Below are 24201 nucleotides of genomic sequence, written 5' to 3'. Positions count from 1 at the left end.
TTTTAAATGAAAAAGATATTAATAACAATTATGATGATGGCTTTACTAGTCGTGATGGCTGCGTGTGGAACGAAAGATGAGAAGAAACCTGTAACTTCAGGAACTACCGATAAAGAGCCAGTAATTGAAGCAGAAGCTGAAAAGGTAACTGTGGAACACGAACTGGATAAAAATCCAGTTGAAATCGATAAAAACCCAGAAACAGTTGTTGTTTTTGACTTCGGTATTCTTGATACACTTGACGAATTAGGTGTTGAAGTAGCAGGACTACCACAATCAAGCGTTCCAGGATACCTCAGTAAATATGAAGACTCAAAATACACAAACCTTGGCAGCTTGAAAGAACCTGACTTCGAAGCAATCCACGCTATGAAACCAGATGTAATTTTCATTTCTGGTCGTCAGGCAGATTTGTATGATCAGTTCGCAGAAATCGCACCCACAGTATTTGTAGGTCTTGATTATGCAAATTACATGGAATCATTCAAACACAATATGGAGCTTGTTGCTGAAATTTTCGGTAAAGAAGACGATATGAAAGCAGAACTTGCTGATATCGATGCTCAAATTGCTACAATTAAAGAAAAAGCATCTGCTGTAGAAGCAAAATCTCTTATTGTCCTAGGAACTGAAGGTAAAGTAAGTGCTTATGGTCCAAGTTCACGTTTTGGTATTATCCATGATGTGTTCGGATTTGCGCCAGCAGACGAGAAGATTGAAGCTTCTACACATGGACAAAATATTACGTTTGAATATATTCTAACTACGAATCCAGGTATTTTATTCGTTATTGACCGTGATGCGGCAATTGGGAATGAATCCAGTGTAAAAGATTCGCTTGAAAATGAATTAGTAATAAAAACAGATGCATATAAAAATGACAAAATGGTTTATCTTAACGGCGAGTACTGGTACTTATCTGGTGGCGGATTGCTTTCTATGAAGGAAATGATTAAAGAAGTAGAAGCTGCTCTATAATAGATAATAAGAATGGGATTGGTTCGTAACTGAGTCAATCTTTTTTTGTCCTTAAAAATGTTTTGCCATAGAGCGGTAAATACAGTATAGTGGACTAGTGTCATGACACGGGACTATACATCGAAGGGTGTGAGGGGATTGGCTAAGAAAAAAAAGGAAATCTCAAGGAATAAATTATTGGGTCTTGCAGGTACGGGTTGGATGTTCGATGCGATGGACGTCGGTATTTTATCGTTCGTCATCGCAGCAATTGCAATTGATTGGAATTTAACGTCTACCCAAGCGGGTTGGATTGGAAGTGTCAATTCGATTGGTATGGCCGTCGGGGCATTTGGTTTTGGTATATTAGCGGATCGTATTGGGCGAAAAACTGTATTTATGCTCACGATAGTCCTGTTTTCTATCGCAAGTGGATTATCAGCATTTTCAATGACGTTAACAGCATTTTTAATTTTACGATTTTTTGTAGGCGCAGGATTAGGCGGAGAGCTTCCAGTAGCATCGACACTCGTTTCAGAAAGTGTTCCGGCAAACGAACGTGGACGAGTTGTCGTCTTACTGGAGAGTTTTTGGGCAGCCGGTTGGTTGCTTGCGGCACTAATCGCTTACTTTGTTATTCCTTCATACGGATGGAGAATCGCACTTATTATAACGGCACTTCCAGCATTTTATGCACTATATCTTCGTAGGAACTTACCGGACTCGCCGAAATTTGTTGAGGATGGGAAGCCAAAACAATCGACTGTATCAAAACTTACAAGCCTTTGGTCGAAAAAATATATTAAAAGAACGCTTATGCTTTGGATTGTTTGGTTTATGGTTGTCTTTTCATATTATGGAATGTTCTTATGGCTTCCAAGCGTCATGGTGCTAAAAGGTTTTGTGATGATAAAAAGCTTTAAATATGTTCTCATTATGACGCTTGCTCAATTGCCTGGTTATTTTTCAGCCGCCTGGTTAATTGAAAGGGCAGGACGGAAATTCGTCTTAGCTACTTACCTCCTTGGTACTGCGACAAGTGCGTTTTTATTTGGGAATGCAGAGACACTTTCAATGCTTCTTCTCTATGGATCGCTCTTATCTTTTTTCAACTTGGGAGCCTGGGGTGCGTTGTATGCGTATTCGCCGGAACAATACCCTACAGCAATACGCGCGACAGGTTCAGGGATGGCCGCCGCCGTTGGGAGGATAGGAGGTATATTTGGCCCCCTACTCGTAGGTGTTCTTTTGGCTAGAGGCTTTGAATTCGGTTTTATATTCAGCATTTTCAGCGTAGCAATCGTAATTGGCGTATTAGCCGTTGTTTTTTTAGGGACAGAAACGAAACAATTGGAATTAGAATGAATGTGGGTCTACCTCATCTGGGTAGACTCTTTTTAATTCGGAAAATTAATATAGGTAATTCAGCAGTTGGGGAAAGAGCATTTTTAAGGTGTATCGTTTAATGTAAGCCAATAGGATAATTGAAAAAATTCACTTGTAGGGAGGTGGGTTCATCGTTGTTTCGTATACCGGAGTCGATTGCGACAATTGGCAAGAAACGAATTGAAGGATGTCCCGTTGACGGATTTCTTTACGGAGGAGGTCCGAAAAATCCGGTACTGATGCTTATTGGGGAAGCACCTGGTGAGTTTGAGCTTGTTGACGGCATACCGTTTATTGGTCGTGCCGGAACAGAACTTATGCATTCTTTATCGACCATTGGTTTAACACGTGAAGATGTATATATTACGAGTACTGTAAGAAGTAGGCCATATAGATGGGGTACTAGGAAAAACCGGGATGGGTCATTAACAGAGCGAAAGTACAATCGTCCTCCGACAACAAAGGAAATATTGGCCCATGCACCCATTCTTGATTATGAGCTTGCTAATATTGAGCCAAAACTTATTGTGACGCTTGGTAACGTAGGACTTCAAAGATTATTGGGAAAGACGGCAAGAGTTACCGATCTTCACGGAGAGTTGCTTCGACGTCCCGTACAGTATTTGAATGATCTTGAGGATACATCGTTTAATTGGACGAATGAAACTTTTACAATTGTTCCTACATTTCATCCAGCCTCTGTTTTTTATCGTCCGTCACATAGACCTTCACTGGATAAGGATTGGTTGGAAATCGGAAGATTATTAGAAGGCGACTCGTATCTCGAAAATAAGGACATGGAAATATCGTACGAAGATAGGTTTGATTAAAAAGTTAAGAAGAATATGTTTTGAAGGTGGATTTTTCGAATGTATGAACCCGTAGATCAATCGTTTTTCCAAGTACCTGTCCTAGAGCTTTCAAGAAATTTGATAGGGCAGTATATTGTTCATGAGCAGCCTCCAGGTTCCTTGTCCCAATACCTTGTTGCACGAATTGTTGAAACAGAGGCATATCAAGGACCGATAGACCGCGCAGCTCATAGTTTTAGTAATCAACCAACGAAGCGAACAGAAGTTATGTTTAAAGAAGCCGGACTGATCTACACATATCAAATGCATACCCATACACTGATGAATGTGGTCAGCGGAGCCGTCGGTACTCCTCACGGGGTTTTAATTCGCGCGGCAGAACCTATAGAGGGACTCGAACAAATGCAGGCGAATCGCGGCGATAAAATTCAAATGAAAGACTGGACAAATGGACCTGGCAAGCTTACTAAAGCGCTTGGTATCACAATGAAGTATTACGGCCATCATTGGTCGGAAAAACCTTTGTTCATTTCTGCGGGACCTGAAGTTAAGGAAATTGAGACAGGCCCTAGAGTTGGGATAGGAAACTCAGGCGAAGCGGTTGATTATCCGTGGCGGTTTTTTGAAAAAGGTTCCAAATATGTGTCGAAATACCGTTAGAATGCTTATCGTTTCGACAAAGTGGATCTACACAACAGGTATTAGAAAAGTGGTACTAGTTAATTAATTAAAAGACCGTTTATTCGGTCTTTTTTTAATGTTGAAATGTTATTTGAATAGTGATAAATTTAGTCAGTGACGTAAACATCAATCCTAGTATTCTGAAAGTTGGTCAGACTAGCCATCTCAATCGGCGGCATTATATATTGGAGGTCAACATGAAAAAAATATTGAAAATGGGAAGCGCTTTCATCGGCATCATTGTCGGAGCTGGATTTGCTTCTGGAAGAGAAATAGTACAATACTTTACAAGCTTTGGTCTTCTTGGAATTATCGGAGCTATAATTGCAACAGCGTTGTTCGCGTATTTAGGGATGACATTGACGCGCCTTGGAAGTCGTATGCGTACCAAGTCCCATAAAGAAGTTGTATATAAAATAAGTGGGCGTTATTTGGGAATTATTGTGGATTATATTATTATCTTCACTTTGTTTGGTGTAGGAGTAGTAATGATTGCGGGAGCCGGCGCAAATTTAAATCAACAGTTTGGATTGCCGAGTTTCCTCGGTAGTCTTTTAATGGTAATCCTCGTTATGTTAACAGTTATGCTTAACGTGGAAAAAGTAGTCGCTGTGATCGGTAGCATAACGCCGTTTTTAGTCTTAACAGTTATTATTGTTGCAGTTTATTGTTTAGCGACAATGGGTGAATCATTTACTGCGCTCAATCCAATCGCTTTGGACTTAGAAACTTCATTGCCCAATTGGTTCATTTCAGCCATCAATTATGTATCCTTTAACATCGCAGTCGGGGCTTCAATGGCCATTGTGATGGGCGGTGCTGAAGAAGATGAAAGAGTTGCGGCGTGGGGAGGGCTTGTTGGAGGGCTCGGTATAGGTGTACTCATCATACTGAGTAATTTAGCAATCTACTCGAAAGTTGAAGAAGTGGCTAATCTTAATTTACCTATGTTGGGACTTGTGAATAGTATTTCACCAATCTTTGGAATCGTCATGGCATTTATTCTTTTCGGGATGATCTTCAACACGGCCGTAAGCATGTTCTACGCTTTCGGTGCACGCTTCATTCCAATCGGTACAGGTAAGTTCAAGATGTTTGTGTTCATAACACTTGTTGTTGGCTTTGTCGCAAGCTTTGTAGGATTTACAGATTTAGTCGCTATATTCTATCCGACAATTGGTTATTTAGGTCTCTTCCTCGTTGTAGCACTTATATTTGCATCGTTTAGGCTACCGGATAAAGTAGATCGATAAGATTGTCCCGAAATTTGGGGCATTCTTTTTTCTATATTAAAAAAATGTCTGTTCTATGAAGCTATTTTGGCGAAATATCCAAAAAATATGTATATATAAGTTGAAACGAACGTGTGAATGATGGTTTAATATAACTAGAGCACTAGGAAGGGTGAACGGCTTGCTTCATTACAAAACATATGAAATTAGCCCGTCTTCTCCATGGGTTACTTTTGTCCACGGCGCAGGCGGAAGCTCATCTATTTGGTATAAGCAAATTAGAGAATTTAGGAAAGAGCATAATATACTTCTTATCGATCTTCGTGGACACGGACAATCTGAACGAGACCGTTGGAAAAAGGGGGATACATTCAAGGAAGTCTCGAAAGAGGTGGTAGACGTACTAGATGAGGTTGGGATTTCCTCAACGCATGTCATTGGGATATCACTTGGAACAATTGTTGCACAAACGATTGCGGACACTAATCCAGAACGAGTGAAATCACTCATTCTTGGAGGTGCAATTATTCGTTTTGACATTCGGACAAAAACCTTACTATGGATTGCACGCTTAACGAAGCGTTTTATTCCATATATGCTTCTTTATCAATTGTTTGCGTATATTTTAATGCCTCGAAAACAACATGAGGAATCAAGACTCGCATTCGTCAACCAAGCAAAACGGATGTGCCAAAAGGAATTTATTAAGTGGTTTGCACTTATGAAGCTTATTAATCCTTATTTATCACGACTACAAATTTCAACTACTTCTATTCCAACCCTATTTCTAATGGGGGACCAAGATTATTTATTTATGCCGTCCATTAAAGAGGTAGTAAGACGAATTGATGTATTTGAATTTATAGAAATAAAAGATTCAGGACATGTATGCAATATTGATCAACCTGATGTATTTAATAATTTAAGCATCGACTATATAAAAAAAGTCGAACAAAAAACAGCCATTATCCAACTTGGATAATGGCTGTTCTATTTTGACGAAAGTTGCTTATTAAGCTTCTACGAGTTCCAGTTGAACAGCGGGACCGAAAAATTCGAAGTGAACTTTATCTTCCGGCATTCCAAGTGCATAGAGATCTCGAATTACAGATTGCATGAAGGGTGTTGGTCCACATACATAGATATCGCTACCTTCCAATACATTAGTCGCAAGGAATTCACGTGTAATGAAGCCATCGCCTTCCTCTGAATAAAGTACAGCATAGTTCGAATTTGTAAGTGAAGCATTTAGTTTAAGCAATGTATCACCAAATGCGTGATACGAACGTGAGCGTGCCGAATGCAAAAATGCGACGGGTCGGTTTGGTGTTTCTTTCGCAATTGTTTCGTACATACTCATCATTGGTGTAATTCCAACTCCACCACTTATTAGTGTAACAGGCTTTGTATTCTCAACGTCTAGGTGAAAAACACCCGCTGGAATACTAACTTCGATTGTACTGCCCACCACTAATTGATTATGAAGGTGGCAAGATACTTTTCCATTCGGTTCGAAATCCTGTTCGCGTTTCACAGAAATACGGTATTCCTCACCGTTTTCAGCTTGAGATAAACTGTACTGGCGAATTAATGTATTTTTTTCTCCTGGAATTTTGATGCGAAGGGAGATGTATTGTCCTGGTTTATAAGAAGGTAATTTATTTCCGTCTACAGGTTTCAAATAGAAAGATGTAATGACTTCACTTTCCACCACTTTATTTGTAATGGTGAAATCTTTGAATGTTCTCCAGCCACCGTCCATTTGCTCAGCGTCCGCATACATTTCGTCTTCCATATTGATGAAGACATCTGCAATGACGGCATACGCTTCACCCCAAGCAGCAATGATTTCAGGAGTTGCGGCATCGCCAAGTACTTCTTTAATCGCACCGAGCAGGTAATATCCTACAATTGGATATTGGTCTTTTGTAATACCAAGTGATTTATGTTTGTGTGCGATTTGAAAAACTGTTGGTAAGATTGCTGCAAGATTATCTATGTTTGCCGCAGCTGCATAAACAGTGTTCGCAAGTGCTGCTTGCTGGCGCCCTTGGGATTGATTTACGCTGTTGAAAACGTTTAGAAGTTCAGGATGAGCTTCTAACATGTTTTTGTAAAACACAGTTGTGATTGCTTTTCCGTGTTGCTCCAATACTGGAACGGTAGATTTGATAATTTTTATTGTGTCTTGTGATAACATTGATCTGCACAACCTCTCTTGTTTGTATGCTATTAGAATAAATGATATCGGAGATTAAAGATATATATAATATACATCTTTACAAAATGTTGTTGATTTAGCCACAATTCTTTCACGAAACGGCCACAAAGGCTATAATAAAAAAAGGATAGGACGGTGAAATAATGCGTCTAACAATGTATACGGATTTTTCTTTACGCGTTCTTCTATATCTAGGTGTGAAAGGCGATAAAGAGATGTCTACGATACAAGAGATTTCAGATGCCTATAGTATATCTAAAAACCATTTGATGAAAGTTACGCACGAGCTCGGAAAAATAGGTGTTATTGAAACAATTCGTGGACGTGGCGGGGGTATTCGTTTAAATTTGAAACCAGGCGAAATTAATATAGGGAATATTGTGCGGAAAACAGAAGAAGACTTTCATCTTGTTGAATGTTTTAATTGTGCTACGAATAAATGTGTCATTACACCAGCATGTAAATTGAAAAATGTATTGCATGATGCATTAGATGCTTATTTTAAAGTATTGGATTCGTATACTTTGGCTGATTTCATTGAAAACAATGAAGAACTTGCTTCGATTTTGTTAGGTAAGAATTTGTGATATTATAGATACTATATTTTATAGAAGAGCAGGGGGAAATTTTGAATGGAAAAAGTATTTGTTTTTGGACATAAAAACCCGGATACTGACTCAATTACAGCGGCGATTAGTTATGCTTATTTAAAAGAGCAGCTGGGCATGAATGTTGAAGCAGTTAGACTAGGTACAGTAACAGGTGAAACGGCATATGTGTTGGAGCACTTTGGTTTTGAAGCACCAAGACTGATCGAAAAAGCTGCTACTGAAGTGGGACGAGTTATTTTAGTCGATCACAATGAGAAACAGCAAAGTGTGGATGACATTGAAGATGTACAAATAATTGAAGTGATTGATCATCATAGAATTGCAAATTTCGAAACAAGTGATCCTCTTTATTACCGTGCGGAGCCGGTCGGTTGTACGGCAACGATTGTGAAAAAGTTGTATAAAGAAAACGGCATTGAAATCCCCAAAAACATTGCCGGACTTATGCTATCAGCTATTATATCTGACTCTCTTTTATTTCAATCTCCAACATTTACAGAGGAAGATCGTTTGGCGGCGGATGAACTTGCTTTGATATGTGAAACAGATCCACTTCTTTATGGACTTGAAATGTTGAAGGCAGGAACCGATCTAAGCGGCAAATCACTTGAGGATTTAATTGCGCTTGATGCTAAAGAATTTATGATTGATGAAATTAAAATTGAAATTGCACAAGTAAATGCCGTGGACGTCGAATCCGTTATGAGTCAGCAAGGAGAACTTGAAGACCTTATATACCGCGTAATTGCGGAAAAAGGTCTTGGTTTGTTCCTCTTCGTTGTTACAGATATTATCAATAACGACTCTACCTTTTTAGCACTTGGAAAAGAAGCCGAACGTGCTAGCTCCGCGTTTAACGTAACTCTCTTAAACAATCGCGGAATGTTAAAAGGAATTGTTTCAAGAAAGATGCAAATTGTACCAGTTTTGACGGACGCGTTGAAATAAGGACGAATAGAAACAGGCTACACCAGTCAAATCGGTGTAGCCTGTTTTATTTTGTTCAATCAAATAAGTGCCTAAAATAGCGTTCGGGTTCTTGCAAGAAGTCTTTTGTTAAACGGACATGCCCAATCTCTTCGAAAGGAAGTTTTACAAGTTCACCTTCTTGAATCTCATATAGGTCTGCCTCTGGATAAGCCATAAGTATTGGAGAATGCGTAGATATGAGGAATTTCGCACCTTTTTTCGCCATGTCATGCATCATAGCAAGCAATGTAAGCTGTTTACTTGGTGATAGTGGTGCTTCGGGCTCGTCCAAAATGTAAAATCCATTCGGGTTAAATCTTGCTTGAAACAAATCTAGAAAACTCTCTCCGTGAGATCTTTTATCGAGACCTTCGCCGTAAAGATGTCGGAGTTCGTAATATGTCCTGGCATAGGGCAATATTTCAAGACTATTTGGATCGCGTTTTTTAATTTCCTCCATTGTGATGCGAGCTTCTTCGCGGATATTTGCCAAGCTTCTCGTATATGTGATGAAATCAGATGCCCTGAAAAAGAAGCCGTTTCCAGTCTTCACGGACCAAATTAGTTTTAGTTCGTCTGCCAATTCAAATGCGGGAGAAAAGGATTTATCCATTTCCATATGCTCGCCGCTTATTAAAGTACTTCCCGCTGCGGCTGCTATTCCTTCTAAAAGGGTCGTTTTCCCGCTGCCGTTATCGCCCGCAATAATTGTGACTGGAACGTTCAGTTTGAGCGATTCAAAGTTTTGTATAAGATCCGGGTTAAATGGATAGCGATCTTCATCGGTCCATCGCACCCTCTTTATTTCTCTCAAAGTCATTTGAACACCCCTTTAATGGTAGTATACCGAAATCAGGGCCTCATTACATTACAAGTCGAGTGGTTTTGTAGCTGGACCCTCCCAGACCGGCCCATCTTTTCTGAACCAGGAACCGTGGCAGGGGCAATCCCAAGTTTCATCCGCGTTATTCCATCTCGTTTTACAACCCATATAATTTTAATCAGGCATATTCATTGTTGCCTTCTTACTGAAGAATTAATATAGAGGTACGGGAAGGTGTGAAATATAATGAAAATAGAAATATGGTCGGATTATGTTTGTCCGTTTTGCTATATTGGTAAACGTCGTTTGGAAGAGGCACTTGAAGTTACGGGGCTAACAGATATAGTAGAAGTTGTTTTTAAGGCCTATCAACTTGACCCAAATTCACCAAGGTCAACTGAAATGACAATGCACGAAGCACTTTCAAAAAAATACAATATGAGTCTTGAAGAAGCAGTCAATATGACAGACAATATTTCTGAACAGGCAAAAACAGTCGGTTTGGACTATGATTTTGAAAATATGAAACCGGGCAACACATTTGACGCACACCGATTGGTGAAACTGGCAGAAACAGAAAACCTCGGTGGGGCTGTAGTCGAGAGCTTGTTGCATGCGAACTTTATTGGAGCAAAAGAAGTTGGAAAAATAGATGTTCTCTTACAAATCGCGGCAGAAGCTGGGATTTCACAAGAGCGTGCAAAAGAGATGTTTGAATCGGACGAGTTTGCAGATGATGTGAAAGCGGATATTACTGAAGCAAGACAAGTAGGCGTGCAGGGAGTTCCGTTTTTCGTTATTAACAGAAAGTATGCAATTTCTGGTGCACAACCGGCGGAAACTTTTGCCGATGCACTTCGAAAAGTTACTGAAGAAGAAGGCATTCGATCAGTTTAGCAGTAAATAGGTAAAAAAGTCCGGACACACAATCTTATCGATTGAATGTCCGGACTTTCTTTTTTTATTCGGCTGGGTTTGCTTGCACTTCAATTGTAATTGTAATGTCATCGCCAACAAGAACGCCGCCTGCTTCAAGCGTTTGGTTCCATGTAAGACCAAATTCTTTTCTTGAAATTTTAGTTTCTGCCTCAAAAGCAGCTATATCTACGCCCCAAGGGTTTTTCGCAGTACCTTCGAATTCTGTTTTAAACGTAACTTTTTTCGTTACGTCCCTAACTGTAAGGTCGCCCGTGAGGTCATATTTAGTGTCCCCTTTTTTCACGATGTCCGTCGTAACAAACGTAATGTTCGGATACGTTTCTGTATCGAAGAAATCTCCAGAACGTAGGTGATTGTCTCGGTCTACACTGTTTGTGTGAATTGTGGATGCATCGATTTTAAATTCAATCTTAGCACCTGTCAAATCTTCGGGATTCCCTTCAAGCGTACCTTCCAAACCTGTGAAACGTCCTCTTACTTTTGAAACCATCATGTGTCTTACTGAAAAACCAACGCTTGTATGTGAAGCGTCTATATTCCATTTTGTCATAATAAAATTCCTCCTAAGTTTTTTCAATCTAATTCTTATTATAAAGTAAACTACCTTGAAGTCAAGGTAATTTACTTGGGCCCACCAATTAGAACGAAAAAGTATAAAATTTTTCCATATTTTTTTTTATTAGAAAGCCTTGTCAAAAGCACAGATTCCGCGCATACTAATAGTGATGAATAGGTTTTTATCGAAAGGACTGTATGTCGATGTCGAAGAATCATTGGTTTAATGAACTTCAAACTAAAATTACAAAAGGTATTTTGAAAATAGATGAACCACTTAACAAGTATACGATGACAAAACTTGGTGGTTTAGCAGATTTACTTGTTATCCCAACAACCATTGAAGAAACAAAATCCGCAGTATGTTACGCATATGAGAATGAAATCCCTTTACTGCTTTTAGGAAATGGATCGAATATGGTTGTTAGAGACGGTGGAGTACGGGGAATTGTTCTTCATTTGTCTAAGCTAAACAATATTAGTATAGATGGAACTTCTGTCCATGCAGAGGGTGGTGCACTCATAATCGAAGCTTCGAGACGTGCAGCTGCAGTAGGTTTGACTGGTTTGGAGTTCGCTTGTGGAATTCCTGGATCTATTGGCGGTGCTATGGCAATGAATGCCGGTGCCTACGGTGGTGAGATAAAAGATATTATTGTTCAGACAACGGTACTCACTAAAAAGGGTGAACTCGTCGTACTTTCCAAAGAAGAATTGGAACTTGGCTATCGGCAAAGTATTATTACTAGAGAAGGTTATTATGTTTTGTCGGCTGATTTTCAGCTCGCAGTTGGTGTTCAAGAAGAAATTGATGCGAAAGTGGCTGATCTTACGTATCAACGCGAGTCCAAACAACCGCTGGAATATCCATCTGCGGGAAGTGTATTTAAAAGACCGCCTGGTTATTTCGCGGGCAAACTGATCCAAGAAAGTGGAATGCAAGGCAAAGGGGTCGGCGGTGCAGAAGTATCGATGAAACATGCAGGATTTATTGTGAATAAAAATAAAGCAACAGCTTCTGATTACATTCGAACAATTGAGATGGTGAAATCCGAAGTGAAAAAGAAGTTTAACGTTGAGTTAGAACTTGAAGTCAAAATAGTTGGCGAGGAGAGGGCGGAGTAATTTCTGCCCTTTTTATTATGTGGTGTTAAATGTGGAGTCGTTTTGCTATAAAAAAAGCGGAAGGCTCCTTTAAGGGGCCTTCCGCTAGAACGTTTATAACTTGCAACTAATAGTTGAAGGGTCCGCAACTTGGTCATCAGTTATATGCACATTGCACATTTTGCTGTTTGCCATAAACTTAAAAATCCCGTTGTTAAAATCGGTTCCAATTTCTTTGAAGAAAATACCTTCATACTGAGCATCTTTCGATAAGGTAAACTTGATACGAAAGCCGTCCCCGTCTTTAACTAAATATGCTCGTACACCTTTTTCGAATATGCCATCAACATCTTCTTTAATAGCCCGGTCAACGGAAACAACATGGAAATCCACAAAAGTAATTTCACGTAGCAATACGTTCATAAAAGATCCTTTTGTGATTTCTTCCCATCTGCTTTGTGCAGTCTGGCCAATAATGATTTGTGTAATATTGTGTTTATGTGCGACCTCTGCAATCACTTTTGCGGAAGGGCGTTTTTCATTATCACGTATAATGAATTCTTCAACATCTAATTCTTCGGCGAGCTCTTTCCAGCGCTCAACATAATCTGACTTCTCTGCATCAAGTTCATCGAATGGAAGAGCGTCTACTGTTAAAATATACATCGGACAATCCATAATACTCGCCATTTTATGTCCGCGTCTAATGAGACGTTCACCATTTGGACCATAGTAGACACAAACGAGAATACTCTCGTCCATCCGACCTTTTACTTTGCCCATGACGGTTCTTCACCTCTTTATTAATAATAATTTATATACGAATTGGTTGCTGAGAATTTGAAAACTTAGTAATTATATATGAGAATGGATTAGAGTACAAGTGGAAAGTCTAATAGATAGGACTACTCGGTGCAAATAAGTTGATTATAGTGTATAATTCACTTTGGTTACCCGCGCAAATTCCTTCTTTTATCACGCTGGCCTTTTCCAGTCAGTATACTTTAGCTCTCTATAACATCCTATTATCCATTTTGCTTCAGTGTGAGTCAAGTACACACCAGATTTATCTAAAAAAGATTAGAGTAACCAGACATTTTAGAGTGATTTTATGAGTCACCGATTGGAGGTTTTTGTTTGTATACAATAGCAATGGTGATTTTTATTCCGTTTTTGGCTGCTCTATTTATCCCCTTTATCTACAAAAAAATACCGACTATAAATATTGGTTGGTTTGTTTTGCTCGTTCCACTCATTTTATTCATTGGTCTTGCAAGCTATATCTCCAATGTCGCAAGTGGGAAAACATACATAAACACACTTGAATGGATTCCAACTTATGGAGTTAATTTCACTACATATTTGGATGGTCTAAGTATGATTTTTGGCCTTCTAATTACCGGTGTTGGAACACTTGTAATATTATATTCAATCTATTATTTATCCGATAGGGAATCTCTAGGCCATTTTTATGTTTATTTACTTATGTTCATGGGATCGATGCTCGGTGTAATCTTTTCGGATAATTTAATGGTACTTTATGTGTTTTGGGAATTGACGAGTATTTCGTCATTTCTACTCATCGCATTTTGGTCTCATCGAAAGCAATCCAGATATGGTGCACAAAAGTCTTTGCTCATTACTGTTTCTGGTGGAGTGGCAATGCTCGCTGGATTTATTATGCTTTATGTGATGACCGGGTCCTTTAGTGTGCGGGAGATTATCGCTTTAATTGGTCAGTATACGGATCACTCATTGTTTATATTGGCAATGATTCTAGTGCTTCTTGGTGCATTTACAAAGTCCGCACAGTTCCCTTTTCATATATGGCTTCCTGACGCGATGGAGGCGCCGACACCTGTTAGTGCATATTTACACTCTGCAACGATGGTGAAGGCGGGAATCTATCTTGTAGCGCGTCTGACGCCCGTCTTTGGCGGTGAAGCTACTTGGTTTTATACTGTGAGCTTTGTTGGGATTTTTACTTTGTTTTGGGGTGCGTTTAACGCTGTCAGACAAACGGATTTAAAAGCTTTGCTTGCATATTCAACAATTAGCCAACTTGGTCTAATTATGAGCTTATTCGGATTCGGATCGGCTGCCCTTAATTCCGGGTACAGTGCAGATTCGGTTATTTTCACTCAGGCAACATTTGCTGCATTATTTCATCTGATCAATCATTCAACATTTAAAGGCGCCTTATTCATGGTAATTGGGATTATTGACCACAATGTGGGGACTCGTGATATCCGTAGATTAGGCGGTCTAATGGCATTGATGCCGGTAACATTTACCATCGCTCTTATAGGTAGTTTTTCAATGGCGGGCTTACCACCGTTCAACGGGTTTTTAAGTAAAGAAATGTTTTTTGAGGCTGCTTTGAATATCGGAACTATTGATTTGTTTGAAATAGGTACGTGGGGAACGGTCATCCCAGTTGTTGCTTGGATTGCAAGTGTTTTCACATTTGTTTATTCGATGATTATTGTCTTTCAAACTTTTTTTGGGAAACATCAGCCGCAGAGGCTTGATCGAAAAGCACATGAAGCATCTCCCGGAATGTTGGTAGCTCCTTCCATATTAGCTGTGCTTGTTGTCGGTATCTTTTTCTTTCCAAATGTAATAGGGAACTATGTTATACGGCCTGCAATGTCGGCGGTTTACCCTGTGTTTGCTGGAAAGGCAGATCTTGCACCTCAAATATCCGCTTGGCATGGTCCCACACCTGCATTGTTTATGACTATAGGTGTAATTATTGTCGGGGCGTTATTATACATATTTCTACGTTATTGGAGACCGGTTTACAATTTGCTGCCGGTAAGCTGGAGCTTGGACTCCATGTATAACGCAACGCTTATGCAAATGGAGAGACTTTCTACACTATTCACAAGGTTTTATATGACGGGATATTTACGTGATTATCTTGCGTATATTTTATTGTTTTTTATTACTGCCGTAGGTGGGACTCTTTTATTATTGGGCGGATATTCATTTAATTTATCAGATGATGGACCCATTTCAATCTATGAGTTGATGTTAATCATCGTAATGATGGCTGCAGCAATTGCAATTCTATTTGCAAAATCACGTATGACAGCAATTTTATTGAACGGTGTTCTTGGATATTCAATTGCACTCTTTTTTGTTTATTTTAGGGCACCAGATTTGGCCCTTACGCAAATTGTTGTTGAGACAGTTACAACCGCACTTTTTCTATTGTGTTTTCATTTTTTACCGGAATGGACGAAGGAGAAGTCTTCCCGCAAGTCTAAGGTTACAAAGGGAATAATTGCAGTATTGATAGGAACTGTTGTTACAATAATTGCACTAGCTGTTCAAGGTAATAAAATGTTTGATTCGATTTCGGTTTATTTTGAAGATGCTTATGAATTAACTGGTGGAAAAAATATTGTCAATACAATTTTAGGAGACTTTCGTGCATTCGATACGATGCTTGAAGTCGTTGTCCTCTTCATAGCAGGAATTGGTGTGTTTACATTGATTAAGTTGAAGGCGAAAAAGGAGGATAATGACGTTGAAAATCAATGATGTCATTTTAAAAACAGTAACTGCGATTGTTGTTTTTATCATTTTAACGTTCGGCGTCGAACTCTTTTTCGCGGGACATAACAATCCCGGCGGTGGATTTATTGGCGGACTTGTTTTATCCTCTGCTTTTGTCTTGCTTTATTTGGTATTTGATATTGAAACGGTTCATAAAGGCATTCCGTTTGATTTTAAAAAAGTAGCGGCATTTGGTGTGCTACTTGCCGTTTTATCAAGCCTTGGTCCTGTTTTTTTTGGAGCTTCATTTCTTACTCAAACACATATTGATGTTGTTTTGCCGGTTTTTGGTTCAACAGAATTGGCAACTGTAATATTGTTTGAAGCAGGGGTAGCGCTAACTGTTGTTGGTTCCGTTGTTACGATTATTTTAAGTATAAGTGAGGATGTGTAGCTTGTGGAAACGTTAATAACAATACTCGTCGGTTTACTTGTAACCGTCGCGGTTTATCTACTTCTTTCAAGAAGCCTCATCCGTATTATATTGGGTACTGCAATTCTTTCGCATGCTGTGCATTTGCTCCTGATTACAATGGGAGGGCTTAAAAAAGGTGCCGTACCACTTCTCGGAGAAAATGCCGAATCGTACTCGGATGCGCTTCCACAGGCGCTTATTTTGACGGCAATTGTAATTAGCTTCGCTGTGACGGCTTTTTTATTGGTTCTTGCTTATCGTACCTATAAAGAAACAGGTTTAGATGATCTTGATGTATTGAGAGGATTTAAAAATGAATAATATTATAGTATTACCGATGATCATTCCGTTGTTAACAGGAATTCTTTTAGTTTTTATTCGCAATTCAGTTCGACTTCAAAGAATTCTTAGTTTTGTTGCTATAGTGATTACTGCAGTTATTAGCTTATATATTTTGAATTTAATCCAAACGGATGGGATTTTAAGAATTGATTTCGGTGGTTGGATGCCTCCTTATGGTATTTCTTTTGTCGCGGACTCGTTTTCCGTGTTGCTTGTATTAACAACTGCGATTGTTACTGCAATGGTGTTGTTGTATTCATTTTCATCCATCGGAGCAGCTCATGAAAACATGTATTTTTATTCATTGGTTTTGTTTTTAATTGCGGGTGTAAACGGGTCTTTTTTGACAGGAGACTTATTTAATCTATTCGTCTGTTTTGAAGTCATGCTGTTATCTTCTTATGTACTAATTACGCTAGGAGGAAGAAAGATCCAATTGGTGGAATCCATTAAATATGTAGTCATCAATGTGGTATCCTCTTGGTTTTTCTTACTTGGAATAGCTTATTTATATGGAACTGTTGGAACACTGAATCTGGCGCATTTATCGGTCCGTGTTGCAGAGGTCGGACAAGGACCACTTTTAACAACAATCGCGATTATTTTTCTAGTCGTTTTCAGTCTGAAGTCTGGACTCTTGCTGTATTTCTGGTTGCCGGGTTCATATAGTGTTCCGCCAACAGCTGTCGCGGCACTCTTCGGGGCACTTTTGACTAAGGTTGGTATTTACGCGATGTTCCGGATGTTTACACTTGTTTTCTATCACGAGCCGTCGATTACTCACACGTTGATTGGTATTATGGCGGCGTTAACGATGATTGGTGGAAGTATTGGCGCAATTGCTTATAAAGATATTCGGCAAATTGCTGCATATAACGTTGTCATTACAGTGGGTTTTATTCTGGTGGGGCTTGCTGTATCTACGCAAGTAGCACTAGAGGGCTCGGTTTATTACATTGTGCACGACATGATCATTAAGGCGTTATTGTTTTTACTAATCGGAACGATGATTTATGTAACTAAAACTTCAAGAATCGAGGAAATGAGTGGTCTGATTCGTAACTATCCACTTATTGGGTGGTCGTTCTTTCTTACGCTTATGTCGATTGCGGGCATTCCACCGCTTAGCGGGTTTATCGGTAAAGTGCTCATTGGGCAAGGAGCGATTGAGACGGGTTCGTTTGTCTTGCTTGCAATCGCGTTTATTTCAAGTGTGTTCGTCTTGTATTCTCTGCTCCGCATTTTCATGAATACATTTTGGGGAGAGACGATAATAAGTGAGGAAGATGAAGTTCCGCTAGAAAAAGGAATGCTGATCCCAGTTGTTTTGCTCGGTATTGCTACCATTGCGCTTGGTTTTGGAGCAGAATGGATTGCGATTTATGTGCAAGATGCTGCGACAACATTAATGAATCCGGAAATATATATTGATGCAGTTATGAATGGAAATCAGTAAGGAGAGGTGAGTAAAAATGCCAGCCCAAATACTATTAAATATCTTCATTGCTTTTCTCTGGATGTTGTTAATGGATGAGGACGAGCTGAAATTCACGACATTCTTTACTGGGTATCTCGTTGGAATCGGTATTATCTTTCTAATGCATCGATTTTTCGGCTCCGCATTTTATTTGCGAAGAGTACTTTCGGTTATTAAGTTGCTCTTTATATTCATTTCAGAGTTAACACAATCGAGCCTCTTGGTGTTGAAACAGATATTAAGTCCGAGACTAAAGATTAGACCTGGTATTTTCCGATATGAAACTGTATTACGCAGTGATCTTGAAGTGACGATGATCTCGCTCTTATTAACATTAACGCCAGGTTCGGTGGTTATGGAAGTTATGGAAGTTATGGAGGAGGGAAGCGTTCTCTACGTTCATGCAATGGATGTTGAAAATGAGCGTGATGCAATTTTAAGCCAACTGAAAAATTTTGAAAAAGCAATTATGGAGGTGACGCGTTAATGATTGAAATTATGTTGAAAGTTTCTCTTAGCTTGTTCGCCGTAGCAATAGGTATTGCATTGATCCGAATTATTATAGGACCTTCTATGCCTGATCGCGTACTTGCACTCGATGTAATTGGTGTGAATTTGATTGCGTCCATCGCGGTAATATCCATAATTCTAAAAACAAAAGCTTTCTTAGAAGTTATTCTCATATTGGGGATTTTATCTTTTATTGGCACGATTGCTTATTCAAAATTTATCACAAGGGGTGTTATCGTTGAACGTAAGCGCGATTGGTGAATTTGTAGGCGCCTTCCTTATATTACTGGGTGGAATTATGAGTGTTATAAGCGCGTTTGGTTTGATTCGATTACCCGATGTGTATACGAGATCTCATGCGGCAACAAAGAGTTCGACGCTTGCCGTACTATTAACGTTATCAGGAGCATTTATTTACTTTTGGTTATTTGAACATTTTATTAGTGTTCGTCTGCTGTTGGGTATTGTCTTTGTTTTCTTGACAGCACCCGTTGCAGGTCATCTTCTTGTGCGCGCCGCATATCGGTCGAAAGTGAAGCTCGCAGATATATCGGGAACGGACGATTTATATGACGTTTTACATAAAGAGAATGATGAAAAAAATGAATTGGCAAATAAGAAAGAATTGTAATTAAAGACCGCTAATAATGTGAATCCGAAAAGGTAGATTTTCACTCTATCTTTTTGGGTATACACTATAAATAGTGGTCTTTTTTATTTTACAATTAAAACAGGAATATGAACTCGTTTTGCTACTTTATGACTTACGCTTCCAAGTATCATTTCCTGAAACGAATTTAATCCGCGACATCCAATGACAACAAGATCGTAATTACCTGCATTAGCAAATGAAATGATTGTTGGACCTGGATCACCATGCTTAATGATTAGTTTATGGTCAATGTTTTTAAGGACGAAAATTTCTTCAATAGGTATGATTCCTTTTTCTCTATCAATATGTAAATCATCACGCTCAATAGTAGGAAGAATATCAATACGATTTCGGTTATTATCTAAAACATAAAGAAGGTCTACTTTAGATTCTGCATTCATTAATGCAATATGCGATGCATGCTCGGCTGCACGCTTTGAATTATCAGAACCATCAATAGCAACCAGCATATTCTTGTACATTATCATCTCTCCTTTTAAATAGTATTATATGCAATTCTATGATAAATAAACCTTTTTAATAAATTCATTCATTCTAATAGTTATTTGAATAACCTTGCAACTCGAACTTAAATTGCATATAATAAATCTATAATCAAACACTCATTTGAATGAAGGTGGAATAGTGATGATAAAAGAAGTGTGCGAAGTAACTATAGTCCATGAAGAAGTAGTGGAGCGAGTTCAAAATAGTATGCCGGACCTTAGCGGCATGGTACAGATATTTAAAGCACTTGGAGATCAAACACGATTAAATATAGCTTACGCACTTACATTAGAAGAAGAGATGTGTGTATGTGATGTCGCTGCAGTTATTGGTTCTTCTGTAGCAACTGCTTCACACCACTTACGTTATTTAAGAGAACATGCCCTTGCAAAATCACATCGAAAAGGGAAGATGATTTATTACTTCTTAGCAGACAACCATGTTCATCAACTTATTAAGGTTGCTTATGACCACGCATTGGAAGGTGATACTCATGGCGGCGATTGAAAAAACGGAGTATCGGCTCGAAAATTTAACTTGCGCCAGTTGTGCGATGAAATTTGAAAAGAATGTTAAAGCGATTCAAGCTGCTGAAAATGTACAAGTAAACTTTGGTGCATCTAAGTTATCGCTCTCTGGAAATGTTACAATAGAGGACCTAGAAGCTGCAGGTGCTTTCGATGGTATTAAAGTGTTCCCAGCAATAGATCGTCGAATGGAACCCATTATTCCTTTTTATAAACGAAAAGAAAATATTGTATCTGCACTATCGCTAATTTTTTTACTTGCAGGTTTTGTATTGTCAATCCAACATAGCGAAACGTATCCTCCTGCGATTGCTTTGTTTTTAATCTCGATTGTTATTGGCGGAGCATCTATGTTTAGAGTAGGGTTTAAAAACCTTGCCCGTTTTGAATTTGATATGAAAACACTAATGACGATTGCGATTATCGGTGCAGTTATTATTGGAGAGTGGCGTGAAGGTGCAGTCATTGTTTTTCTATTTGCTGTAAGTGAAGCACTCGAAGCGTATTCCATGAATAAAGCACGTCAATCGATTCGTTTGTTAATGGATATTGCACCACCTTCTGCAATTGTAAGAAGGAATTCAGAGATTTTAGAGCTGCAAACAGAGGATATTAAAATAGGCGACGTTCTCATTGTTAAGCCTGGTCAGAAAATAGCAATGGACGGAATTGTTTTATCAGGACTCACAACAATCAATCAATCTGCAATTACGGGAGAGTCCATTCCGGTTGTAAAAAGAACAGGTGATGATGTATTCGCGGGTACTTTGAATGAAGAAGGTGCACTCGAAGTTTCCGTGACAAAGCTTGTTGGTGATACTACGATTGCAAAAATTATTCATCTGGTTGAAGAGGCGCAGGCCGAAAAAGCACCTTCTCAGAAGTTTGTAGATAAATTCGCAAAATATTATACGCCAGCCATTGTAATTTTAGCAATATGCGTAGCAGTTATTCCACCGTTATTAGGTGCAGATTGGAATATTTGGGTTTATCAAGGTTTGGCAGTTCTAGTAGTTGGTTGTCCATGTGCACTGGTTGTTTCAACGCCTGTTGCGATTGTAACGGCAATCGGAAACGCAGCCCGTCAAGGTGTTCTGATTAAAGGTGGTATTCACCTCGAGGAAGCTGGACATATAAAAGTAATCGCGTTTGATAAAACAGGGACACTAACAAAAGGGTATCCTGAAGTAACTGATTTTATCCCTTCTGAAAACGTTAGTAACAATCAGCAATTACTTTCATCAATTGCGGCTGTAGAATCGTTATCTCAACATCCATTGGCAAAAGCTATTTCGACGTATGCCTATAAAAACGGGGCACAGAAATTGGAAGCTTTAAATTTCCAATCTATAACGGGTAAAGGCGCTTATGCTGAGATTGAAGGACAAAGAATATTTGTAGGCAGCATTCGTTGGGCACAGGAAATGACAACGTTACCTGAAACAATGTTGCTAAAAGCGACTGAATTACAACAACTGGGAAAATCAGTTATGGCAATTATTACAGATACTTCCTTCAGTGGATTGATTGCGGTCGCGGATCCAGTCCGTACAGAGAGTAAGGATGTACTTCGTAAATTGAAAGAAATCGGCATAAAACATACAGTTATGCTGACGGGAGATCATCCCGATACAGCTGAAGCTATTGCGAAGGACGTTGGAATAACAGATGTTCGCGGAGGTCTAATGCCAGAAGACAAGCTCACTGTTATTAAACAACTGAGCGACAAGTACGGACGCGTTGCAATGGTCGGTGACGGCATTAACGACGCGCCTGCACTTGCAGCGGCGCAAGTTGGAATTGCTATGGGTGGTGCCGGAACAGATGCTGCACTTGAAACGGCAGATATTGCACTAATGGCAGACGATCTTGAAAAACTACCTTATACGATTAAGTTAAGCCGTAAAACATTGCGTATTATCAAAGAAAATATTATGTTTGCATTAGGATTAAAAATTATAGCATTACTTCTCATCATTCCTGGTTGGCTCACATTATGGATTGCCATCTTTGCGGATATGGGTGCGACCCTACTTGTCGTGTTGAATTCCTTACGTTTACTTCGAGTCAACAAGTAGAATGTATATTAAGGAGATGGTTCCGAATGAAATTGCGAGAATGGACTATGGAAGAACAAGAACAGCTCATTCATTTTATGATTACAAATACATGGCCTTTTGACGGAAATCACCATCCAGGGCGAGAGATTGTTGAAAAAGCAATTGAAGAAGGCGGTTATGCTTCGGACGAAGTAAAAACGTTCTGGGTGGAGAATGAAACGGATGAAAAAGTGGGAATTGTAAAGATTTATGATTTACAAGACGATATTCCTTTGTTTGATTTAAAAATCGCGGATGTATCGCGTGGATATGGCTATGGTCCAAAAGCACTTCAGCTTGTGGCGGAATATGTCTTTGGTTTACCGGGGGAGAAAATTCGCCTTGAAGGACATACAAGACAGGATAACATCGCAATGCGAAAAACATTTGGGCGTGCTGGGTTTGTAAAAGAGGCGCATCTTCGAAATGCATGGTTCTCACCGAAAGAAAATTCATATTATGACGCAGTAACTTACGGCATAACTCGTGAAGATTTCTTAGGTGGCACGACAACGCCTGTAATCTGGGAGGATGCGGGGAAAGATAAGAATCTTATCCCGGATTTTCCGAATTCATTTGAATCGGCAAGGCTCCTGATTCGAGCACCTGAGCTAAGCGATACGTTAGACATTTTGCAAGCAACGGAGCATTCGTTACCTGCACTTCGTGAATGGATGCCATGGGCGCAATCAGAACCTACTTTCTATAAAACCGAAGAAAATTTACGTCAAGCGATTGCCGATTTTATACTAAAAAAAGATTTACGTTTGCATTTGTTTAGCAAAGAGACAGGAGAGTTTATTGGTTCAGCGGGTCTGCACCGGATAGACTGGACAATTCCTAAATTTGAAATTGGTTACTGGCTCGCTACTAAATTTGTAGGACTTGGCTATGCAACTGAAGCTGTAGAGCGTATTACGCGGTTTGCATTTGAAGATTTGGGTGCCCGTAGAGTGGAAATTAGATGCGACGATGAAAATAATAAGAGCCGTGCCGTAGCGGAACGTTCGGGCTTTACACTCGAAGGTACACTAAAACACGACTCTATGTCTGTAGATGGAAAGGTTTTACGAAACACCTGTATTTATGCAAAGATAATGTAAAGTAGTTCATATCGTTAAACAGATCTTCTTCCCGTAATGAGTTGTATAATGAAGATGATACCTGCAATAATTAGAACTAAGTGAATTAACCCGCCACCAATTTTCATTGCAAAACCTAGAATCCAAAATACAAATAATGCTACGATAACAAACCATAATAAATTACCCATTCTAGTCACCTCTTCTATATATTAGTATACTTTTTATATACCCGATTAATAAAAAGGTTAAACAAGCAGTGGAGTAAGAGCTATAGTGAAGGTGTTTTGTAGACCAAATACATACTCAAGGAGGCACACATGGCTACACCTGGTATGGAAGATTATATTGAACATATTTATTTACATTTGGAAGATAAAGGAGTTGCGCGTGTATCGGACGTTGCAGAATCCCTTGATGTATTGCCGTCATCGGTTACGAAGATGGTACAAAGGCTCGACCGAGAAGGTTATGTGAATTATGAACGATACAAAGGCCTTGAATTAACGGAAAAAGGAATGAAGTTTGGAAAAAAACTTTTGCGACGTCATGAACTTCTTGAACAGTTTTTGCGCATCATCGGAGTGAAGGAAGAAAACATTTACATTGATGTAGAAGGAATTGAACATCACTTAAGCTGGAATGCAATTGACCGAATAACAGATCTTGTTGAAACGCTAGAAAAAGATAAAGCGTTTGTCGAGAAACTAAGGAAACTAGAGTGATTATAAGGAAG

General features: G+C 39.2%; 27 protein-coding genes. 21 read left to right on the top strand and 6 right to left on the bottom strand.

Annotation, left to right across the window (positions count from 1 at the left end; genetic code table 11):
- Positions 1-6 precede the first annotated feature (6 nt).
- The 6 genes from ACP8HH_RS17135 to ACP8HH_RS17110 all read left to right on the top strand — a co-directional run bounded on the left by ACP8HH_RS17135 (position 7) and on the right by ACP8HH_RS17110 (position 6050).
- Positions 7-978 carry a siderophore ABC transporter substrate-binding protein gene (locus ACP8HH_RS17135; RefSeq protein ID WP_438313367.1) on the top strand — a complete coding sequence of 324 codons (972 nt, stop codon included), beginning with the start codon at positions 7-9 and terminating at the stop codon, positions 976-978.
- A gap of 201 nt (positions 979-1179) precedes the next feature.
- Complete coding sequence (locus ACP8HH_RS17130) at positions 1180-2322, top strand: MFS transporter (protein WP_438319235.1); 1143 nt, start codon at positions 1180-1182, stop codon at positions 2320-2322.
- Between the two features lie 155 nt (positions 2323-2477).
- Positions 2478-3173, top strand: coding sequence for a uracil-DNA glycosylase (locus ACP8HH_RS17125; RefSeq protein WP_438313365.1), 696 nt, complete (start codon positions 2478-2480; stop codon positions 3171-3173).
- A gap of 39 nt (positions 3174-3212) precedes the next feature.
- On the top strand, positions 3213-3815 hold the full coding sequence (locus ACP8HH_RS17120) for a DNA-3-methyladenine glycosylase (protein ID WP_438313363.1): 603 nt from the start codon (positions 3213-3215) through the stop codon (positions 3813-3815).
- A 218-nt stretch (positions 3816-4033) separates the two neighbouring features.
- A complete protein-coding gene (locus ACP8HH_RS17115) occupies positions 4034-5089 on the top strand; it encodes a YkvI family membrane protein (RefSeq protein WP_438313361.1) in 1056 nt (351 codons plus the stop codon).
- Between the two features lie 160 nt (positions 5090-5249).
- Complete coding sequence (locus ACP8HH_RS17110; RefSeq protein ID WP_438313359.1) at positions 5250-6050, top strand: alpha/beta fold hydrolase; 801 nt, start codon at positions 5250-5252, stop codon at positions 6048-6050.
- Positions 6051-6080: 30 nt separating this feature from the next.
- Here ACP8HH_RS17110 and hmpA read toward each other — a convergent pair whose 3' ends face one another.
- Positions 6081-7268 (bottom strand): NO-inducible flavohemoprotein, encoded by a 1188-nt coding sequence (gene hmpA, locus ACP8HH_RS17105; protein ID WP_438313357.1) that lies wholly within the window; start codon positions 7266-7268, stop codon positions 6081-6083.
- A gap of 164 nt (positions 7269-7432) precedes the next feature.
- Between hmpA and ACP8HH_RS17100 the strand changes: the two genes are divergently transcribed.
- Together ACP8HH_RS17100 and ACP8HH_RS17095 are read left to right on the top strand one after the other, a co-directional pair.
- Positions 7433-7876 carry an Rrf2 family transcriptional regulator gene (locus tag ACP8HH_RS17100; RefSeq protein ID WP_438313355.1) on the top strand — a complete coding sequence of 148 codons (444 nt, stop codon included), beginning with the start codon at positions 7433-7435 and terminating at the stop codon, positions 7874-7876.
- Positions 7877-7921: 45 nt separating this feature from the next.
- Positions 7922-8848: a manganese-dependent inorganic pyrophosphatase gene (locus ACP8HH_RS17095; RefSeq protein WP_438313353.1), complete on the top strand. Its 927-nt coding sequence runs from the start codon at positions 7922-7924 to the stop codon at positions 8846-8848.
- A 55-nt stretch (positions 8849-8903) separates the two neighbouring features.
- Here the strand turns inward: ACP8HH_RS17095 and ACP8HH_RS17090 are convergent, their stop codons facing one another.
- On the bottom strand, positions 8904-9689 hold the full coding sequence (locus ACP8HH_RS17090) for an AAA family ATPase (RefSeq protein WP_438313351.1): 786 nt from the start codon (positions 9687-9689) through the stop codon (positions 8904-8906).
- A 249-nt stretch (positions 9690-9938) separates the two neighbouring features.
- Here ACP8HH_RS17090 and ACP8HH_RS17085 point away from each other — a divergent pair, with 249 nt between their 5' ends.
- Positions 9939-10589 carry a DsbA family oxidoreductase gene (locus tag ACP8HH_RS17085; protein ID WP_438313349.1) on the top strand — a complete coding sequence of 217 codons (651 nt, stop codon included), beginning with the start codon at positions 9939-9941 and terminating at the stop codon, positions 10587-10589.
- A gap of 64 nt (positions 10590-10653) precedes the next feature.
- On the opposite strand, the gene ACP8HH_RS17080 is transcribed toward ACP8HH_RS17085, so the two are convergent.
- A complete protein-coding gene (locus tag ACP8HH_RS17080; protein WP_438313347.1) occupies positions 10654-11181 on the bottom strand; it encodes a YceI family protein in 528 nt (175 codons plus the stop codon).
- Between the two features lie 209 nt (positions 11182-11390).
- Between ACP8HH_RS17080 and murB the strand changes: the two genes are divergently transcribed.
- Positions 11391-12311 carry a UDP-N-acetylmuramate dehydrogenase gene (gene murB, locus ACP8HH_RS17075; RefSeq protein ID WP_438313345.1) on the top strand — a complete coding sequence of 307 codons (921 nt, stop codon included), beginning with the start codon at positions 11391-11393 and terminating at the stop codon, positions 12309-12311.
- 93 nt (positions 12312-12404) lie between these two features.
- Here murB and ACP8HH_RS17070 read toward each other — a convergent pair whose 3' ends face one another.
- A complete protein-coding gene (locus ACP8HH_RS17070; protein ID WP_438313343.1) occupies positions 12405-13073 on the bottom strand; it encodes a histidine kinase in 669 nt (222 codons plus the stop codon).
- A gap of 354 nt (positions 13074-13427) precedes the next feature.
- Here ACP8HH_RS17070 and ACP8HH_RS17065 point away from each other — a divergent pair, with 354 nt between their 5' ends.
- From ACP8HH_RS17065 to ACP8HH_RS17035, 7 genes are read left to right on the top strand one after another with little or no spacing between them, the layout of a single operon-like run.
- Positions 13428-15839: a Na+/H+ antiporter subunit A gene (locus ACP8HH_RS17065; protein ID WP_438313341.1), complete on the top strand. Its 2412-nt coding sequence runs from the start codon at positions 13428-13430 to the stop codon at positions 15837-15839.
- On the top strand, positions 15826-16248 hold the full coding sequence (locus tag ACP8HH_RS17060; RefSeq protein WP_438313339.1) for a Na(+)/H(+) antiporter subunit B: 423 nt from the start codon (positions 15826-15828) through the stop codon (positions 16246-16248). Before ACP8HH_RS17065 ends, ACP8HH_RS17060 begins: the two co-directional genes overlap by 14 nt.
- A gap of 3 nt (positions 16249-16251) precedes the next feature.
- Complete coding sequence (locus ACP8HH_RS17055) at positions 16252-16590, top strand: Na(+)/H(+) antiporter subunit C (RefSeq protein WP_381536308.1); 339 nt, start codon at positions 16252-16254, stop codon at positions 16588-16590.
- Complete coding sequence (locus ACP8HH_RS17050; protein ID WP_438313337.1) at positions 16583-18067, top strand: Na+/H+ antiporter subunit D; 1485 nt, start codon at positions 16583-16585, stop codon at positions 18065-18067. Before ACP8HH_RS17055 ends, ACP8HH_RS17050 begins: the two co-directional genes overlap by 8 nt.
- Before the next feature lie 16 nt (positions 18068-18083).
- Complete coding sequence (locus tag ACP8HH_RS17045) at positions 18084-18575, top strand: Na+/H+ antiporter subunit E (RefSeq protein WP_438313335.1); 492 nt, start codon at positions 18084-18086, stop codon at positions 18573-18575.
- Positions 18575-18859 (top strand): Na(+)/H(+) antiporter subunit F1, encoded by a 285-nt coding sequence (locus ACP8HH_RS17040; RefSeq protein WP_438313333.1) that lies wholly within the window; start codon positions 18575-18577, stop codon positions 18857-18859. Before ACP8HH_RS17045 ends, ACP8HH_RS17040 begins: the two co-directional genes overlap by 1 nt.
- Positions 18837-19229 carry a Na+/H+ antiporter subunit G gene (locus ACP8HH_RS17035; RefSeq protein ID WP_438313331.1) on the top strand — a complete coding sequence of 131 codons (393 nt, stop codon included), beginning with the start codon at positions 18837-18839 and terminating at the stop codon, positions 19227-19229. The genes ACP8HH_RS17040 and ACP8HH_RS17035 overlap by 23 nt, the downstream gene beginning before the upstream one ends.
- An 83-nt stretch (positions 19230-19312) precedes the next feature.
- Here ACP8HH_RS17035 and ACP8HH_RS17030 read toward each other — a convergent pair whose 3' ends face one another.
- A complete protein-coding gene (locus ACP8HH_RS17030) occupies positions 19313-19732 on the bottom strand; it encodes a universal stress protein (RefSeq protein ID WP_438313329.1) in 420 nt (139 codons plus the stop codon).
- 166 nt (positions 19733-19898) lie between these two features.
- Here ACP8HH_RS17030 and ACP8HH_RS17025 point away from each other — a divergent pair, with 166 nt between their 5' ends.
- From ACP8HH_RS17025 to ACP8HH_RS17015, 3 genes are read left to right on the top strand one after another with little or no spacing between them, the layout of a single operon-like run.
- Positions 19899-20264, top strand: coding sequence for an ArsR/SmtB family transcription factor (locus tag ACP8HH_RS17025; RefSeq protein ID WP_438313327.1), 366 nt, complete (start codon positions 19899-19901; stop codon positions 20262-20264).
- Complete coding sequence (locus ACP8HH_RS17020; RefSeq protein WP_438313325.1) at positions 20251-22362, top strand: heavy metal translocating P-type ATPase; 2112 nt, start codon at positions 20251-20253, stop codon at positions 22360-22362. Before ACP8HH_RS17025 ends, ACP8HH_RS17020 begins: the two co-directional genes overlap by 14 nt.
- A 26-nt stretch (positions 22363-22388) precedes the next feature.
- A complete protein-coding gene (locus ACP8HH_RS17015; RefSeq protein ID WP_438313323.1) occupies positions 22389-23486 on the top strand; it encodes a GNAT family N-acetyltransferase in 1098 nt (365 codons plus the stop codon).
- 14 nt (positions 23487-23500) lie between these two features.
- On the opposite strand, the gene ACP8HH_RS17010 is transcribed toward ACP8HH_RS17015, so the two are convergent.
- A complete protein-coding gene (locus ACP8HH_RS17010) occupies positions 23501-23656 on the bottom strand; it encodes a lmo0937 family membrane protein (RefSeq protein WP_438313321.1) in 156 nt (51 codons plus the stop codon).
- Positions 23657-23785: 129 nt separating this feature from the next.
- On the opposite strand from ACP8HH_RS17010, the gene mntR reads away from it, so the two are divergent.
- Positions 23786-24190, top strand: a complete 405-nt coding sequence (gene mntR, locus ACP8HH_RS17005; protein WP_438313319.1) for a transcriptional regulator MntR — start codon at positions 23786-23788, stop codon at positions 24188-24190.
- The last annotated feature ends 11 nt before the right edge of the window (positions 24191-24201 follow it).

Source organism: Sporosarcina sp. FA9 (assembly GCF_051550205.1).
GTDB lineage: Bacteria > Bacillota > Bacilli > Bacillales_A > Planococcaceae > Sporosarcina.
This window is presented reverse-complemented; position numbering and strand designations above follow the sequence as displayed.